Below are 16,354 nucleotides of genomic sequence, written 5' to 3' on the forward strand. Positions count from 1 at the left end.
TGGTGGTTGCGGTTTGCGGTGCAGCAGCGACGGGGCGTCGACGGCCAGCAGCAGGCGCGACCCGCTCACAGCAGCCCGATCGAGGCGGCGTGGCGGCGTACCGCCCCGCTGTCGGCGGCGAGCACGAACGGCACGTCGTGCGCCCAGGAGTCGCTGACCCGCTCGACCCGGCCGTCGCCCGGGTCGAGCCGGACCTCGCGGATGTAGACGGCCAGGATCCGACCGGGGTGGGCGGCGACGACGTCGGCGTAGATCTGTGGGTCCCGCTCGCCGGAGTCGCCGATCAGCACGAACCGCAAGCCGGGGTGCAGCGCGAGCACCTCCTCGATCCGCTCGTGCTTGCGGGCCCGGCCCGCGCGACTCCCGATCAGGTCGCGCAGCAGCAGCGGCCCGAGCGGGAAGTCGCGGTGCTCGAGGAAGGCCAGCAAGAACGCGTGCAGATTCCACGGGCTGGAGGAGACGTAGAAGAACGGGTTCGACCCCGCCTCGAGGTCGCGGTAGAGCTCGGCGGCGCCCGGGAACGGCGTGCGCGTCAGGGCCGATCCGGTGAACGTCTGGCGCAGCATCAGCCCGACCCGCTGGACGCCGGTCTCGATGATCGTGTCGTCGACGTCCGAGATCACCCCGAACGCCGCGTCCGCGCCGGGCACCCGGACCCGCACGCGGGTCGGGTGCGGGTCGGTGAGGCCGCGGTGCTCCCGCGCCAGCTCGACCCGGCCGTCCGCCCAGGGTCCGGCCAGCGTCGTGGGATCGAGACGGGCCACGAAGTAGCCCTCGGCGTCCGTGACGGCCTCCACGACGGAGTCCCCGACGCGCACCCGCAGCGGGACCCCCGGCAGCTCGGCGGTGACGAACTGCCGCAGGCTCCGTCGTACGGCGGCACCGACGCCCTCCCCCTCCACCGCCTCGGTCGGTGGTGGGTCGTCGAGCACCCGGCCGCGGACGACCACCCCCTCGGGACCGCCGTGCCCCAGGTAGGTCTCGATCCGGAAGTCCGCCGGCGGCCCCGAACCCTTGCGCCGCAGCCGGGCCGCGTCCCAGGCGCGCTCGAGGTCGACCACGAGGCGCTGCAACCGGCTCACGGGGCCACCGTAGGCGGCGCCGCGGGTGGATCAGCCGGCGAGGTAGTCCCGGACGTTCGAGGGCAGGCCGAGGACCACGGCGCGGCCGCTGTGCTCGACGCTCAGTCCACGGTCGGTCAGCCCCAGCTCCCAGCGGTGCAGGTCCAGCCGGACCCGCAGGGACTCGAGGAGCACGGCGGCACGGTCGGCGGCGTCGCGGGGCTCGTGGTTGGTGGCGAGGATCAGCTCGAAGGCGAGCTCGCCGGGGTTGAGCTCGCCGAGCCGTTCCAACACGTCGTCGAGGTCGATGAGCGTCGGCGCGAGCAGCAGATCGGTCAGGTCGTGGGGTCGCACGGTCATGGTCGGGCCTCCTTCTTCCCTCGACGCTAACGACGCCCGCGGCGCGGGACGCAGGGCCGAAGGTCCCGAGCGGACGGCCATCCGTCGGTGCCGTCGGTGCCGTCGGCTTGAATGGAGCCGTGCTGATCGCCGACGTCGTCGCCACCTCCGCGGCGATCACGGCGACCCGGTCCCGCAAGGCCAAGGTCGCCGCGATCGCCGACCTGCTCGCGCGCGCCGACCCGCGCCGGTCCGGCGCCGACGAGCTCGAGACCGTCACCGCGTACGTCGGCGGCGCGCTGCGCCAGCGCCGCACCGGCCTCGGCTGGCGCGGGCTCACGAAGTTGCCCGCCCCGGCGCCCGGTCCCACGCTGAGCGTGCTCGAGGTCCACGAGGCGTTCGAGCGGATCGCCGCCCCGGCCGGCGCCGGCTCGCAGGCCGCCCGAGCCGCCGCGGTGGCCGACCTGTTCGGCCGGGCCACCGCCGAGGAGCAGCAGTGGCTGCGCGGAGTGGTGACCGGCGAGGTGCGCCAGGGCGCGCTCGACTCGCTGGTCCAGGAGGGGCTGGCCGCGGCCGCCGGCGTACCCCTCCCCGAGGTGCGGCGGGCCGCGATGCTCGCCGGCTCGACGGTCGCCGTCGCCGCTGCGGCGTTCGAGGGGGTCGCGGCGCTCGGGGCCGTGGGCCTGCAGGTCGGCCGCCCGGTGCTGCCGATGCTCGCGTCCAGCGCGCCGGACCTGGCCGCCGCCCTGGCCAGGGCCGGTGGTGATGAGGTGGCCGTCGACACCAAGCTCGACGGGATCCGGATCCAGGTGCACCGCTCGGGCCCCGACGTGGTCGTGGCCACCCGGTCGCTGGAGGACATCACCGCCCGGCTCCCCGAGGTCGTCGAGGTCGCCCGCGCGCTGCCGGCCGACTCGTTCGTGCTGGACGGCGAGGCGCTCGCGCTGGCCGAGGACGGCCGGCCGCGCCCGTTCCAGGAGACCGCCGCACGCACCGCGATGGGGGCAGGCGTCGAGGTGACGCCGTACTTCTTCGACGTGCTGCACCTGGACGGCGCCGACCTGCTCGACGTGTCCGCTGCCGAGCGCGCGGCTGTGCTGGAACGGCTCGTGCCGGCCGAGCACCGGGTGCCGCGCGTGGTCACCGCCGACCTCGGCGTGGCCGAGGAGTTCCTTGCCGGCGCGCTGCGCTCGGGCCACGAGGGCGTCGTGGTCAAGAGCCTGGCCGCGCCCTACGAGGCCGGCCGTCGCGGCGCGTCCTGGGTCAAGGTCAAGCCGGTGCACACCCTCGACCTGGTCGTCCTCGCGGTCGAGTGGGGCTCGGGCCGGCGGCAGGGGTGGCTCTCCAACATCCACCTCGGCGCCCGCGACCCGGCCACCGGAGGGCTGGTGATGCTCGGCAAGACGTTCAAGGGGATGACCGACGAGGTGCTCGCCTGGCAGACCGAGCGGTTCCTCGAGCTCGAGACCTCGCGGTCCGCCCACGTCGTGCACGTGCGGCCCGAGCAGGTCGTCGAGATCGCCTTCGACGGGGTGCAGCGCTCGACCCGCTACCCCGGCGGTGTCGCGCTCAGGTTCGCGCGCGTGCTGCGCTACCGCGACGACAAGCCGGTCGCCGAGATCGACACCGTCGACACGGTGCGCTCGTTCCTGGGGTGAGCCGTGCGCCGGCCCGGCACTCGGGCCGCGCGACTGCTCCGTCACACTCGTGCAACTCACAGTTGCACGGCCGTACGATGTCCTCATGACCAGCACCACCCCGGAGACCGACGGCCGCCGATCGGCGGCCGCGGCGCGACGCCGGGCCCGCGAGAAGGACATCATCGCCGCCACCCGCGCGCTGTTCGACGAGCGCGGCGTCCGCGACGCCCAGATCGAGGACATCGCGCGGGCCGTCGGCATCAACCGCGCGATCGTCTACCGGCACTTCACCGGCAAGGAGGAGCTGTTCGCGCTGACGCTCGTCGGCTACCTCGACGAGCTGCGTGAGGAGCTGAGCGCCGCGGCCGAGACCTCGACCGACCCCGAGGAGCGGCTGACCGCACTGGTCGGGGCGTTCGTGGAGTACGGCGTGGCGCACCCGGCGTTCGTCGACTGCGCGCAGACGCTGATGCGGCGTACCGGCCCGGAGCTGTTCGACGAGATGTCCGAGAGCGCGATGCTCCGGCTGGGGCGCGGCATCTCCTCCTGCCTGGCCACGTTGAGCCAGGTGCTCGAGGACGGCGTCGAGGCGGGCACCTTCCAGGTCGAGGACCCGACGCTGCTCGCCAACACGCTCTACGCCAGCGGCCTGGGCGCGCTCCAGCTCGCGCGGGTCGGCATCCTCGTCAAGGAGGCGGCCCCGGGCGTGCCGACGGTCGGCAGCATCTCGCCCGACCAGGTGCGCGACTACCTCGTCGCGGCCGCGCTCGCGCTCGCTACGCGCTGACTCACCGCGCGTCCTCGCTCACCGCTCCAGGATCGCGACGACGCCCTGGCCGCCCGCGGCGCAGATCGAGATCAGCGCCCGGCCCGACCCCTTCTCGGCGAGCAGCTTGGCGGCGACGTTGAGGATCCGGCCGCCGGTGGCGGCGAACGGGTGCCCCGCCGCCAGCGAGGAGCCGTTGACGTTCAGCTTCGAGCGGTCGATCGAACCGAGCGGGGCGTCGAGTCCGAGCCGCTCCTTGCAGAAGATCGGGTCCTCCCACGCCTTGAGCGTGGCGAGCACCTGCGAGGCGAACGCCTCGTGGATCTCGTAGAAGTCGAAGTCCTGGAGGGTCAGCCCGTTGCGCGCCAGCATCCGCGGGACGGCGTACGCAGGCGCCATCAGCAGGCCCTCGCCCCCGTGCACGTAGTCGACCGCCGCGGTCTCGGAGTCCACGAAGTACGCCAGCGGCGCCAGCCCGTGCTCGTCGGCCCACTCCTCGCTCGCGAGCAGCACCGCGGAGGCGCCGTCGGTCAGCGGCGTGGAGTTGCCGGCGGTCATCGTCGCCGCCTCGCCCTTGCCGAAGACCGGCTTGAGCTTGGCCAGCTTCTCCGCGGTCGAGTCGGGGCGCAGGTTGTTGTCCCGCTCGACGCCGCGGAACGGCGTGATCTGGTCGTCGAGCCAGCCGCGGTCGTACGCCGCCGCCAGGTGCTGGTGCGACGCGGCGGCCAGCTCGTCCTGCTCCTCCCGGCCGATCTGCCACTCCAGGGCGGTGAGCGCGGCGTGCTCGCCCATCGACAGCCGGGTCCGAGGCTCGCCGTTCTGCGGGATCTCCAGGCCGATGTCACCGGGCCGGATCGCGCCGAGCGCGAGCAGCTTGCCCTTGGTGTCCCGGGCGGCGTTGACCTTCATCAGCTTCTTGCGGAGCCGGTCGCTGATCGCGACGGGCGCGTCGGAGGTGGTGTCGGTGCCGCCCGCGATCCCGGCCTCGATCTGCCCGAGGGCGATCTTGTTGGCCACCTGGATCGCGGCCTGCAGGCCGGTCCCGCACGCCTGCTGGAGGTCGGTCGCCGGTGTCTCGGGCGCGAGCTTGGAGCCGAGCACCGACTCGCGGGTCAGGTTGAAGTCGCGCGCGTGCTTGAGCACCGCACCGGCGACGACCTCGCCGAGCCGCTCGCCCTGGAGCCCGAACCGCTCGACCAGGCCGTCGATCGCGGCGGTGAGCATGTCCTGGTTGGACGCCTCGGCGTACACGGTGTTGGAGCGGGCGAAGGGGATCCGGTTGCCGCCGAGGACGGCGACGCGTCGGGTGTTGGCTGCCATGGGTTCATCCTCCGTCGAGCAGGGGAACGAGAGAAGGACATGAGGGCCAGATCACGAAATCTGGACTCTCAGTTACACAAGGAGTTACATACCCGTCATGAGCGATCTCTACCAGGGGTTCACGCAGTCCGCGATCGGCCGCCAGGTGACCAAGCTGCTCGGCCTGCCGACGCCCGCCACGCTGGAACGGTACGCCGAGGGCGCGCCGCTGGCCGACGGCACGATCGCCGTCGGCGGCCGCGGCCGGCTCGTCGAGTCGCTGGTCGGGATCCTCGACCGGCTCGGCATCGCCGCGACCGAGGCGACCGAGGGCGACGGAACCTTCAAGGGGCTCGTCCTCGATGCCACGGGGCTGACCTCCTCCGAGGAGCTGGTGGCGCTGCGCGACTTCTTCACCCCGCTGCTGCGCCGGCTCGACCGCTGCCCGCGGGTGGTCGTGCTCGGCACCCCGCCCGAGCTGGTGTCCGGACGTGAGCGCGTGGCCCAGCGGGCGCTCGAGGGCTTCACCCGCAGTCTCGGCAAGGAGATCGGCCGCGGCGGCACCGTCCAGCTGGTCTACGTCGCCGACGGTGCGGAGGGCGCGGTGCAGAGCACGCTGGCGTTCCTCCTCTCCCCCAAGTCCGCCTACGTCTCCGGCCAGGTGGTGCGGATCGGCGCCCACGGCGCCACCGGGGCCGAGCCCGTCACCGACTGGCTGCGCCCGCTCGAGGGCAAGGTGGCGGTGGTGACCGGCGCGAGCCGCGGCATCGGTGAGCAGATCGCCCGGGTGCTGCACCGCGACGGCGCGCGCGTCGTCGGTGTCGACGTACCCCAGGCCGCCAGCGAGCTCCAGGCCGTGATGCGCGAGCTCGACGGCGACCACCTGGTGCTCGACATCACCGCCAAGGACGCCCCGCAGCGGCTCGCGCACCACCTGAAGACCGAGCACGGTGGGGTCGACGTCGTGGTCCACAACGCGGGCATCACCCGCGACAAGAAGCTCGCGAACATGGCCGAGGACCGTTGGGAGTCGGTGATCGCGGTCAACCTGACGGCACCGGAGCGGATCACCCGCGAGCTGCTCGACCAGGGCGTGATCCGGCCCAACGGCCGGGTCGTCGGCGTCGCCTCGATCGCCGGCATCGCCGGCAACGTCGGGCAGACCAACTACGCCGCCTCGAAGGCCGGCGTGATCGGGCTGGTCGACTCCCTCGCCGACGAGCTCACCGACGGGATCACGATCAACGCGGTGGCGCCCGGCTTCATCATCACCCAGATGACCGCCGCGGTGCCGTTCGCGACCCGCGAGGTCGGCCAGCGCCTGAACGCGATGGCCCAGGGCGGGCTGCCGGTCGACGTCGCGGAGACCATCGCCTGGTACGCCAACCCGGCGTCGACCGCCGTCAACGGCAACGTCGTGCGGGTCTGCGGCCAGATGATGCTGGGCGCCTGATGTTGACCGACCTGCTGCCGACGATGGTCCGGGCGGCGTTGCCGGCGGTCCCCGGCGTCGGCCTGCTGCCCGGGATCCGCAAGACCGGCGGACCGCTGCCCGAGCGGACCCTGGAGCGCCACGACGTACCGCTCGACCCCGGGCACGTGGCGCGGTACGCCGACCTGTGCGGCTTCCCCCGCAAGGACGTGCTCCCGCTGCCCTACCCGCACCTGCTGGCGTTCGGGCTGCACATGGAGATCATGACCGCGGGCGACTTCCCGTTCCCCGCGATCGGGACCGTGCACCTGGAGAACTCGATCACCCAGCACCGGCCGATCGCGCTCGGCGAGGAGCTCCAGGTGACGGCGTACGCCGACAACCTCCGGCCGCACCCCAAGGGCCAGGTCTTCGACATGGTGACCCGGGTCCACTCCCGCGCCGAGCCGGTGTGGGAGGAGACCTCGACGTTCCTGCGCCGCGGCAAGCCGGTGGTCGAGCCCGTCGAGACCCCCGCAGCCGAAGCGCGCTTCCCCGACGCACCGCCCACCGGCACGACCTGGCGGCTGCCCGGTGACCTGGGCCGGCGCTACGCGTCGGTGTCGGGCGACCACAACCCGATCCACCTCTACCCGCTGACCGCGAAGGCGTTGGGCTTCCCCCGCCAGATCGCGCACGGCATGTGGTCGATGGCCCGCTGCGTCGGCGCCCTGGAGAACCGGCTGCCGGGCGAGGTCACCGTGGCCGTCGCGTTCAAGAAGCCGATCCTGCTCCCCGGCACCGTGGCCTTCGGCTCGCGCCGCCTCGATGACGGCTACGCGTTCTCGCTGTCCCGCCCGGGCTCCGGCGCGCCCCACCTCGCGGGCCGGACGAGCGACCCCACCTGACGGGTCGTGTGCCTGAGGACGCGCCATGGCGCGTCCTCAGGCACACGACCCGGGCCTCGGTGCGCCGGGCTCAGGCCATGCCGGGTCCGGCGTACCCCTCGCCCCGGGGCCGGATCAGGCCCTCCTGCGCGACCGTGGCGACCAGGGTGCCGTCCTGGGTGAAGATCCGGCCGAAGGCCAGCCCGCGGGCACCCACCGCCGCGGGCGAGACCTGGTCGTAGAGCCACCACTCGTCCGCGCGGAACGGCCGGTGGAACCAGATCGTGTGGTCCAGCGACGCCATCTGCGTCTTCGAGGGGTTCACGCCGTGCGCGGCGAGCGTCGAGCCGAGCAGGCTCACGTCGCTGGCGTAGGTGAACGCCGCGAGGTGGACGACCGGGTCGTCGCCGAGCCCCTCCTTGAGCCGCACCCACATCCGGGCCTGGGAGGGGCGGTCCGGGTCGGCCTCGAGACCGAACCGCGAGTTGCCGAGCCAGCGCACGTCGAGCGCGCCCCACTCCTTGCCGAGGGCGTCCGCCTCGGCGTTGCCGCCGCGACGCATGACGTCGACCAGGTCGAGGCCCTCCTCCGGCGGCTTCACCTCGGGCATCGCGTCCTGGTGCTCGAAGCCCTCCTCGGCACGCTGGAAGTCCAGCACCTGGAAGTAGATCGCCCGCCCGTGCTGGCGCGCGATCACCCGCCGCGTCTGGAAGGACCGCCCGTCGCGGATCCGCTCGACGTCGTAGACGATCGGCACCGAGTAGTCGCCGGGCAGCAGGAAGTAGGAGTGCAGCGAGTGGACGGCGTACGCCGGTTCCACGGTGCGGGTCGCCGCGACCAGCGCCTGGGCGGCGACCTGGCCGCCGTAGACCCGGGCCCGGACCGAGTCCGGCTGCCCGCCGCGGAACAGGTCGGCGTCGATCCGCTCCAGGTCGAGCAGCCCGACCAGCTCCGCGGTCGGGCCCGACGCTCCCCCGCTCACGATCGCGTCCTGCGGCGGATCAGCGCCTCCTGGGCCACGCTCGCGACCAGGGTGCCGTCCTGGGTGAACACCCGGGCCAGCACCAGCCCGCGGCCGCCCGACGCGGACGGCGAGACCTGGTCGTAGAGCCACCACTCGTCGGCGCGGAACGGCCGGTGGAACCACACCGCGTGGTCGAGGGACGCCACGAGCGTCTCGGGCCCGCCGACCCGGACGCCGTGCGGCGCGAGCGCCGCGCCCATCAAGGTCATGTCGGAGAGGTAGGTGAACGCCGCGACGTGCTGGACCGGGTCGTCCGGCAGCGGCGAGGAGACCCGCAGCCAGAACCGCTGCCGCGCCGGGTGCCGCGGGTCGGGCTCGATCAGCCCGTCGCCGTCGGAGCCGACGTAGCGGAAGTCGACCACGTCCCACTCGGAGTCGTGCGAGGTGTCGCGGCCGGGGTCGAGCTCCTTGGCCGCCGCCCGCGCGTCGATCGCCTCCTCCGGCGCGACCACAGCGGGCATCCGGTCCTGGTGCTCGAACCCGGGCTCGGGCTGGTGGAAGTTCGCGGTCAGCGCGTAGATCGGGCGCCCGTGCTGGCGTGCGAGCACCCGCCGGGTCGCGAACGAGCGGCCGTCGCGGAGGTTCTCGACGTCGTAGATCGTCGGCGCCTGGGTGTCTCCGGGCTGGAGGAAGTAGGAGTGCAGCGAGTGCACGACGTACGCCGGGTCGACGGTGCGGGTCGCCGCGACGAGCGACTGGGCCGCGGCCTGGCCACCGAACACGCGCGGCAGCGACGAGGGCATCTGCTGCCCCCGGAAGAGGTTGTCGTCGATGCGCTCGAGGTCGAGCAGCGCGACGAGCTCGTCGGCGTTCCTCGGCACCCAGTCAGCCCTGGGGCTCGTCGTCGCCCGGGCGGTCGAGGCCGGCGAGGAACCGCTCGAACTCCTTGCCGATCTCCTCGCCCGTGGGCAGCCGCTGGTCCCGCGCGAGCAGGCTGGTGCCGCTCTCCTCGGCGCGCTCGAACGCGTCGTACTGCCGTTCCAGCGCGGCGACCACCTCGGCCACCTCCTCGTTGGCGGCCAGGTACCGCGCGATCTCGGCCTCGCGGTCCTCGGCCTCAGCACGCAGCCCGGAGAGGTCCACGGTCAGCCGGCCGGCGATCTCGACCTGCTCGAGCAGCGCCGCCGAGGCCCGGGGGTAGTCCATCTGGGCGAGGTAGTGCGGGATGTGCGCGACGAAGCCCATCGCGTCGTGGCCCCACTCCCCCAGCCGGACCTCGAGCAGGGCCTGCGCGCTGCTCGGGATCCGCAGCTCGCCGCGCCACGGGCTCTCGCCGGTGATCAGCTCGGGGCTGTTGGCGTGGTGGGTGATCGCGATCGGGCGGGTGTGCGGCACCGCCATCGGCACCGAGCCCATCCCGACGACGCGGCTCACACCGAACCGCTCGACGACCTCGCGCACCGCCCGGCAGAACGCCTCCCAGCGGTTGTCGGGCTCGGGACCGTGCAGCAGGAGGTACGGCGTGCCGCCGGTGTCGGCGAGCAGCCGGACGACCAGCCGCGGGGCGTCGTACGCGTCGTAGTGGTCCCGGACGAACGACATCGGTGGCCGCCGGGCACGGTAGTCGTGGAACTCGTCCACGTCGAAGGTGGCCACGACCGGGCCCTCGGAGAGGTCCACCAGGTGCTGCGCGGCCCGTCCGGCGGCGTTGCCGGCGTCGAGGAAGCCGTCCAGGACGAGCACCATCGTCAGCGCGCCCCGGGAGCGGGCGTCGTCGAGCTCGGGGACCTCGTCGACGATGTGCACCAGGCGCTCAGGCATGGCACCAGCCTAGTGGCGAGGGAGACGTCACATCGCCAGCGGGTGACCACTTTGTTACTGCGGGGTAACCTACGGGCATCCCCGACCCAAGGAGACCCCCCGGACATGAGCGGTTCCCGACAGCTGCGTGAGGTCGTCTTCGTCGACGGCGTCCGCACCCCGTTCGGCAAGGCCAAGGGCCAGTACGCCGAGACCCGCGCCGACGACCTCGTCATCAAGTGCATCCGCGAGCTGATGCGCCGCAACCCGTCCCTCCCCCCGGAGCGCGTCGACGAGGTGGCCGTGGCCGCCACCACCCAGATCGGCGACCAGGGCCTGACCATCGGCCGCACCGCCGCGCTGCTCGCGGGACTGCCGCAGAGCGTTCCCGGCTACGCCATCGACCGGATGTGCGCGGGCGCGATGACCGCGGTCACCACGACCGCGTCGGGCATCGCCTTCGGCGCCTACGACGTCGCGATCGCGGGCGGTGTCGAGCACATGGGCCGCCACCCGATGGGCGAGGGCGTCGACCCGAACCCGCGGATCCTCTCCGAGCGGATCGTCGACCCCGACGCGCTCGTGATGGGCAAGACCGCGGAGAACCTCCACGACCGTTACCCGACCATCACCAAGGAGCGCGTGGACGCCTACGCCGTGCGCTCGCAGGAGAAGACCGCCGCGGCGTACGACGCCGGCAAGATCCAGCCGGACCTGGTGCCGGTCGCGATCCGCTCCGAGGAGCTGGGCTGGGGCCTGGCCACCACCGACGAGCCGATGCGCCGCGGGACCACGATGGAGTCGCTCGCCGCGCTCAAGACCCCGTTCCGCGCCCACGGCAAGGTGACCGCGGGCAACGCCGCCGGCATCAACGACGGCGCCACCGCCGCGCTGCTCGCCGAGGAGGAGACCGCCCGTGAGCTCGGCCTGCCGGTGAAGATGCGCCTGGTCGCCTACTCCTTCGTCGGCGTCGAGCCCGAGGTGATGGGCGCCGGCCCGATCCCGGCGACCGAGAAGGCCCTCAAGCAGGCCGGCCTGACCATCGACGACATCGAGGCGTTCGAGGTCAACGAGGCGTTCGCGGTGCAGGTGCTCGCGTTCCTCGAGCACTTCGGCATCGCCGACGACGACCCGCGGGTCAACCCGTACGGCGGCGCGATCGCGATGGGCCACCCGCTGGCCTCCTCGGGCGTGCGGCTGATGACCCAGCTCGCGCGCCAGTTCGAGGAGCGTCCCGAGGTCCGCTACGGCCTGACCACGATGTGCATCGGCATCGGCATGGGCGGCACCGTGATCTGGGAGAACCCCGCTTGGGGGGCAAGCCCCCCAAGTACCCCCCAAGAACCCGTGGTTGCGGCCGCCGAGGAGGCTACGCGACCCGCTTGGGGGGCAAGCCCCCCAAGTACCCCCCAAGAACCCGTGGTTGCGGCCGCCGAGGAGGCTACGCGATGACGACGAACGACACGACGAGCGAGCTCGTCGCTCGCGCCCAGGAGATCTCCTCCGACGCCGAGCGCGTCACCCAGGCCCACCTGCGCAAGGTCTCGCTGCCCTCGACCTCGGGCCGCAGCGGCGCGGTGCTCGGGCTGATCACCCTCGACAACGGCGAGGACCACACCAAGCCGAACACCTTCGGCCCGCGCTCGCTGCTCGCGCTGAACGAGGCGATCGACACCGCCCTCGCGGACGACGAGATCGTCGCCCTCGGCGTGACCGGCAAGCCGTTCATCCTGGCCGCGGGCGCCGACCTGACCTCGATCTCGGGCGGCGGCCCGGACGCCGTCCGCGTGGTGGCCGAGCTCGGCCACGCGGTGTTCCGCAAGCTCCAGGACGGCCGGAAGCCGTCGTTCGGGTTCGTCAACGGCCTGGCGCTGGGCGGCGGCCTCGAGGTCGCGCTGCACTGCACCTACCGGACCGTGATGGACAGCGCCCCGGCGCTCGGCCTACCCGAAGTGATGCTCGGGCTGGTGCCCGGGTGGGGCGGCGCGTTCCTGGTGCCGAACCTGCTCGGCGCCGATCGGGCGGTCACCGTGATCCTCGAGAACCCGCTCAACAACGGCCGCACGCTCGGCGGTGCGGCAGCGTACGAGCTCGGCCTCGCCGACGCGGTCTTCCAGGGCGCGGACTTCCTGGAGCAGTCGTTGCTCTGGGCGGACGCGGTGCTGCGCGGCGAGATCGTCGTCGACCGTCCGGAGGTCGACCGTGGAGCCGCCTGGGACGCCGCCGTCGAGCGCGCCCGTGCTCTCGTGCAGGCCAAGACGGGCGGCGCCAGCCCGGCCGCGCTCCAGGCCGTCGAGCTCATCGACGCCGCCCGCGACGGCGACCGCGACGCCGGGTTCGCCCGCGAGGACGACGCGCTCGAGGCGATGTCGAGGACTCCCGAGCTGATCGCCTCGCTGTACGCGTTCGACCTGGTGCAGAAGCGCGCCAAGCGTCCTGCGGGCGCGCCGGACAAGGCGCTGGCGCGGCCGGTGACCAAGGTCGGCATCGTCGGCGCGGGGCTGATGGCCTCGCAGATGGCGCTGCTGTTCGTGCGTCGCCTCGAGGTGCCCGTCGTCCTCACCGACCTCGATCAGGAGCGGGTCGACAAGGGCGTCGGCTACGTCCACGCCGAGATCGACAAGCTGCTCGCCAAGGGCCGGATCAGCTCCGACCGGGCGAGCCGCCACAAGGGCCTGGTCACCGGGTCGGTCGACAAGAGTGAGGGCTTCGCCGGCGCCGACTTCGTCATCGAGGCGGTCTTCGAGGAGATGTCGGTCAAGAAGTCGGTGTTCGCCGACGTCGAGAAGGCCGTCTCGCCCGAGTGCATCCTGGCGACCAACACCTCCTCGCTCTCGATCACCGAGATGGCGGCCGACCTCGAGCACCCCGAGCGGGTCGTCGGCTTCCACTTCTTCAACCCGGTCGCGGTGATGCCGCTGCTGGAGATCGTCAAGGGCGAGCGCACCGACGACGCCACGCTGGCCACGGCGTTCGCGACCGGCAAGGCCCTGAAGAAGACCACGATCCTGGTCAAGGACAGCCCGTCGTTCATCGTCAACCGGCTGCTCGGCAGGTTCATGGGCGAGGTCGGGCGGATCGTGGATGAGGGCACGCCCGTGCCGGTCGCCGACAGCGCGTTCGCCGGGGTCGTGCCGATGCCGCCGTTCATGCTCCTGTCGCTGGTGGGCCCGGCGATCGCGCTGCACAACAACGAGACGCTGCACGGCGCGTTCCCGGACCGGTTCTACGTCTCCCCCGCGCTCGAGCGCGTGGTGGCGGCGCGCAAGGTGTCGTACTACGGTCCCGACGGCGCGATCGACCCCGAGGTCGAGGCGCTGCTCGAGACGCCGGCCGAGCCCGTGGTCCTCGAGCCCGCGCAGATCCGCACCCGGGTGCTGGCCGGGCTCGCCGACGAGGCCCGCCGGATGCTCGACGAGGGCGTGGCCGTCGCGGCCGAGGACCTCGACCTGGCGATGATCACCGGCGCCGGGTTCTCGTTCTGGAACGGCGGGCTGACGATGCTGCTCGAGCGTGAGGGGCACGGCACGTTCCACTGAGGCCCCGCCCGGCACCGGCCGCACGCACCCGGGCCGCCGCGCACCATGAGGTTCGTGGCGGCCCGGTCGTGCGGTCAGTCCACCCCGAACACAACGGCGCGGGGGGCGGTGCCGGCCACGGGCCAGACGGGGGTGTGGTCGCGTTCGCCTGCGCCGTCCATCTCCGTCATCCGGTCCACGGTCGTCGGGTGCCCGTCCCCGCGACTGCGACGGCGAGGGCGGCCACGCCGTCCCTCCAGGCGAGTCGCACGGTGGGGACACCTTCTTTCCTGGCCGCACCCACGCTCTCTCCGCCGCGGCACGTCGCGTAGGGCAGAAAGGCCCGTCCCGGCCCGGGCTTTCGCCACCCGTCAGTGCTGGACCGCGACACCCGGGAGGGCCACCCGGAAGGTGCTGCCCCGGCCCAGCTCGCTCTCGACGGTGACCGTGCCACCGTGCGCGGCCACGATCGAGGCGACGATGCTCAGGCCGAGCCCCGTGCCGGGCAGGTGCTGCCGGACCGCCTCGCCGCCACGGAAGAACCGCCCGAAGACATGCTCCCGGTCGTGGTCGGCGATGCCCATCCCGGTGTCGGCCACGAGGAGCTCGACGCCGTCGTCGGCGCGGCGCAGCTCGACCGTCACCGAGCAGCCGGCCCGTCCGTACTTGATCGCGTTCGACAGCAGGTTGTCGAGGACCTGCCGCAGCCGCTGGCCGTCGGCGACCGCCGGGAGCGTCCCGGGCGCCTCGACCCGGATGGACACGTCGCTCTGGTCCGCGACGGCTCGGACCGCCTCCACCGCCTCGTCGACGACCGTCCTCAGGTCGACCGGCCCCGAGTTCAGCTCCAGCGTGCCGTCGGCGATCTGGCCGATCAGCAGCAGGTCGGAGAGCAGCGCCTGCAGCCGCGCGGCGTTGCGCTGCACCACCCGCAGCTGGGCCGCCACCTCGTCGGTCAGGTCGTCGCGCTCGCCGAGCAGCTCGAGGTGGCCGAGCACCGAGGTGAGGGGCGTGCGGAGCTCGTGGGAGACGGAGGCGACGAACTCGTCCTTGACCTGGATGGCGCGCATCAGGTCGGTGACCTCCTGGTAGGCCAGCACCGCTCCCAGCCGCTCCCCCGACGGGCCACGGACCTGCCGCGCCGAGGTGGAGAACGCCGACCACGTCGCCGGGTCCGCGCCCACCCAGTAGTTGTAGTCGTCGAACTCCTCGCCCTGCGCCGCGCGGTAGGACGGCATCTGCTCCCGGCTCATCAGGGTCTTGCCGTCCGGGAAGTACACGTGCCCCAGCTGGCCGGCCTCGCCCTCGTGCCCCTCGGGGAACGGCCGCCGCAGGGTGTCGGCGTGCCGCTTGTTCGTCCGCTCGTAGCGGCCGTCCGGGCCGATCAGCAGGAGCCCGACGTTCACGGTGTCGAAGATCGCCGCGAGCATCTGCCGCTCCCGCTCCACCTCGGCGGTCACCGCCTCGAGCCGCTCCTCGTTCGCCCGCTGCTCGGTCACGTCGAGGACCTGGGAGATGAAGTGCCGCGCGGTGCCGTCCGGGTCGCGGACCACCGCGACCGACAGGTCGCCCCACACGACGTGGCCCTCGGCGTGCAGGTAGCGCTTGCGGATCCGGTAGGAGTCGAGCTCCCCGGCGAGCACCTGGTGGAACAGCGCCAGATCGGCGTCCAGGTCCTCCGGGTGCGTCAGGTCCTGGAAGCCGCGCTGGAGCAGCTCCGCCTGGGAGTAGCCGAGCATCTCGCAGAGCGCCCGGTTCGCCATCAGCAGCCGGCCGGTGGGATCGACCACGGCCATGCCGATCGGCGAGTGCTGCAGCATCAGCCGCCACAGGTCCTCGGTCTCGGCCCGATCCGCCACCCGAACACCTCCCCTCGGCCCGAAACGTGGAGCCTCACCGTAGACGAAGGGTGCTGCCTTGGCAGCCGGACCGGCAAGACCGAGGATGGGGGCATGGTGCGTCTGGCCCGGCTCGTCCCGCTGCTGGCCGCGCTCAGCCTCGTCGCCGCCACCCAGGTCGCGGCCGCACCGGCCGACGCCGCCGAGGGCTGGGTGGTCAAGGCCCAGAAGCGGCTCAACGGCCTGGGCTGTCAGGCCGGTCCCGCGGACGGCGAGCTCGACGCCCGGACCCGCTCCGCGGTGCACCGCTTCCAGTCGCGGCAGGGGCTGAAGCAGACCGGTCGGCTCGACGCGCGGACCCGGCACAAGCTGTACGCCGAGGGCCGCTGGGAGGCCGGTCCCTGCGACCGGCGTCCGGTCCCGGCCGCCTCGGGCAAGGGCCGGCGGATCGTGATCTCGCAGCGGCAGAACTGGGTCTGGCTGGTCGGCCCCGCCGGCCGAGTGGTCGCGCAGGGCGGCATGGTCGACAACCCCCGCGTGCTGCACCGCGGCGCCCACGCGACCGGCCCGTACTGCGGTCGCGCGGCACGGATCAAGCGCAACCAGTCGACCAGCGGCAGCGTCTGGCTCGACAACTTCGTCCGGTTCGCGCCCTGCGGCATCGGCTTCCACCGGATCCCCCGCGCCAAGTCCTCCGGGCGGCAGATCCACGCGGACTGGGTGCTCGGCACCGACCTGGCACGCTCGCACGGCTGCATCCGGCTGAGCCGGGCGCTCTCGAAGCGGGTCTGGGACTTCACCGTGCGCCGCACGCCCGTCCGCGTCGTCTGA

Annotated in this window: 14 protein-coding genes; 7 read left to right on the forward strand and 7 right to left on the reverse strand. The window is 73.0% G+C overall.

The window, feature by feature from the left end:
* Positions 1-65: 65 nt before the first annotated feature.
* Both NOCA_RS15875 and NOCA_RS15880 read right to left on the reverse strand, forming a co-directional pair.
* Positions 66-1,082: an App1 family protein gene (locus NOCA_RS15875; RefSeq protein ID WP_011756283.1), complete on the reverse strand. Its 1,017-nt coding sequence runs from the start codon at positions 1,080-1,082 to the stop codon at positions 66-68.
* A gap of 30 nt (positions 1,083-1,112) precedes the next feature.
* On the reverse strand, positions 1,113-1,421 hold the full coding sequence (locus tag NOCA_RS15880; protein WP_011756284.1) for a hypothetical protein: 309 nt from the start codon (positions 1,419-1,421) through the stop codon (positions 1,113-1,115).
* A gap of 119 nt (positions 1,422-1,540) precedes the next feature.
* Between NOCA_RS15880 and NOCA_RS15885 the strand changes: the two genes are divergently transcribed.
* Together NOCA_RS15885 and NOCA_RS15890 are read left to right on the forward strand one after the other, a co-directional pair.
* On the forward strand, positions 1,541-3,058 hold the full coding sequence (locus tag NOCA_RS15885; protein ID WP_041546590.1) for an ATP-dependent DNA ligase: 1,518 nt from the start codon (positions 1,541-1,543) through the stop codon (positions 3,056-3,058).
* 85 nt (positions 3,059-3,143) lie between these two features.
* Positions 3,144-3,827 (forward strand): TetR/AcrR family transcriptional regulator, encoded by a 684-nt coding sequence (locus NOCA_RS15890; protein ID WP_011756286.1) that lies wholly within the window; start codon positions 3,144-3,146, stop codon positions 3,825-3,827.
* Positions 3,828-3,845: 18 nt separating this feature from the next.
* Here the strand turns inward: NOCA_RS15890 and NOCA_RS15895 are convergent, their stop codons facing one another.
* Positions 3,846-5,126 (reverse strand): acetyl-CoA C-acetyltransferase, encoded by a 1,281-nt coding sequence (locus NOCA_RS15895; RefSeq protein WP_011756287.1) that lies wholly within the window; start codon positions 5,124-5,126, stop codon positions 3,846-3,848.
* Positions 5,127-5,223: 97 nt separating this feature from the next.
* On the opposite strand from NOCA_RS15895, the gene NOCA_RS15900 reads away from it, so the two are divergent.
* Positions 5,224-6,558, forward strand: a complete 1,335-nt coding sequence (locus tag NOCA_RS15900; protein WP_011756288.1) for a 3-oxoacyl-ACP reductase — start codon at positions 5,224-5,226, stop codon at positions 6,556-6,558.
* Positions 6,558-7,424 (forward strand): MaoC/PaaZ C-terminal domain-containing protein, encoded by an 867-nt coding sequence (locus NOCA_RS15905; RefSeq protein WP_011756289.1) that lies wholly within the window; start codon positions 6,558-6,560, stop codon positions 7,422-7,424. The genes NOCA_RS15900 and NOCA_RS15905 overlap by 1 nt, the downstream gene beginning before the upstream one ends.
* Before the next feature lie 70 nt (positions 7,425-7,494).
* Here NOCA_RS15905 and NOCA_RS15910 read toward each other — a convergent pair whose 3' ends face one another.
* The 3 genes from NOCA_RS15910 to NOCA_RS15920 are packed head-to-tail and all read right to left on the reverse strand — an operon-like array spanning position 7,495 to position 10,188.
* Complete coding sequence (locus NOCA_RS15910; protein WP_011756290.1) at positions 7,495-8,385, reverse strand: acyl-CoA thioesterase; 891 nt, start codon at positions 8,383-8,385, stop codon at positions 7,495-7,497.
* On the reverse strand, positions 8,382-9,248 hold the full coding sequence (locus NOCA_RS15915) for an acyl-CoA thioesterase (RefSeq protein ID WP_011756291.1): 867 nt from the start codon (positions 9,246-9,248) through the stop codon (positions 8,382-8,384). The genes NOCA_RS15910 and NOCA_RS15915 overlap by 4 nt, the downstream gene beginning before the upstream one ends.
* 4 nt (positions 9,249-9,252) lie before the next feature.
* Entirely contained in the window at positions 9,253-10,188 is a 936-nt protein-coding gene (locus NOCA_RS15920) for a proteasome assembly chaperone family protein (protein WP_011756292.1), read from the reverse strand.
* Between the two features lie 105 nt (positions 10,189-10,293).
* Here NOCA_RS15920 and NOCA_RS15925 point away from each other — a divergent pair, with 105 nt between their 5' ends.
* On the forward strand, positions 10,294-11,619 hold the full coding sequence (locus tag NOCA_RS15925; protein ID WP_011756293.1) for a thiolase family protein: 1,326 nt from the start codon (positions 10,294-10,296) through the stop codon (positions 11,617-11,619).
* Positions 11,616-13,706: a 3-hydroxyacyl-CoA dehydrogenase NAD-binding domain-containing protein gene (locus NOCA_RS15930; protein ID WP_011756294.1), complete on the forward strand. Its 2,091-nt coding sequence runs from the start codon at positions 11,616-11,618 to the stop codon at positions 13,704-13,706. The genes NOCA_RS15925 and NOCA_RS15930 overlap by 4 nt, the downstream gene beginning before the upstream one ends.
* Before the next feature lie 350 nt (positions 13,707-14,056).
* On the opposite strand, the gene NOCA_RS15935 is transcribed toward NOCA_RS15930, so the two are convergent.
* Positions 14,057-15,544 carry a sensor histidine kinase gene (locus tag NOCA_RS15935; RefSeq protein WP_049774377.1) on the reverse strand — a complete coding sequence of 496 codons (1,488 nt, stop codon included), beginning with the start codon at positions 15,542-15,544 and terminating at the stop codon, positions 14,057-14,059.
* Between the two features lie 93 nt (positions 15,545-15,637).
* Here NOCA_RS15935 and NOCA_RS15940 point away from each other — a divergent pair, with 93 nt between their 5' ends.
* On the forward strand, positions 15,638-16,354 hold the full coding sequence (locus tag NOCA_RS15940) for a L,D-transpeptidase family protein (RefSeq protein WP_041546591.1): 717 nt from the start codon (positions 15,638-15,640) through the stop codon (positions 16,352-16,354).

This window comes from Nocardioides sp. JS614 (genome assembly GCF_000015265.1).
Lineage (GTDB): Bacteria > Actinomycetota > Actinomycetes > Propionibacteriales > Nocardioidaceae > Nocardioides.

Bases quoted from the DNA above. Each gene is read 5' to 3' on its own strand.
- NOCA_RS15880 (WP_011756284.1), bottom strand. From the start codon at position 1,421: ATGACCGTGCGACCCCACGACCTGACCGATCTGCTGCTCGCGCCGACG.
- NOCA_RS15900 (WP_011756288.1), top strand. From the start codon at position 5,224: ATGAGCGATCTCTACCAGGGGTTCACGCAGTCCGCGATCGGCCGCCAG.
- NOCA_RS15890 (WP_011756286.1), top strand. From the start codon at position 3,144: ATGACCAGCACCACCCCGGAGACCGACGGCCGCCGATCGGCGGCCGCG.
- NOCA_RS15895 (WP_011756287.1), bottom strand. From the start codon at position 5,126: ATGGCAGCCAACACCCGACGCGTCGCCGTCCTCGGCGGCAACCGGATC.
- NOCA_RS15905 (WP_011756289.1), top strand. From the start codon at position 6,558: ATGTTGACCGACCTGCTGCCGACGATGGTCCGGGCGGCGTTGCCGGCG.
- NOCA_RS15930 (WP_011756294.1), top strand. From the start codon at position 11,616: ATGACGACGAACGACACGACGAGCGAGCTCGTCGCTCGCGCCCAGGAG.
- NOCA_RS15925 (WP_011756293.1), top strand. From the start codon at position 10,294: ATGAGCGGTTCCCGACAGCTGCGTGAGGTCGTCTTCGTCGACGGCGTC.
- NOCA_RS15940 (WP_041546591.1), top strand. From the start codon at position 15,638: ATGGTGCGTCTGGCCCGGCTCGTCCCGCTGCTGGCCGCGCTCAGCCTC.
- NOCA_RS15920 (WP_011756292.1), bottom strand. From the start codon at position 10,188: ATGCCTGAGCGCCTGGTGCACATCGTCGACGAGGTCCCCGAGCTCGAC.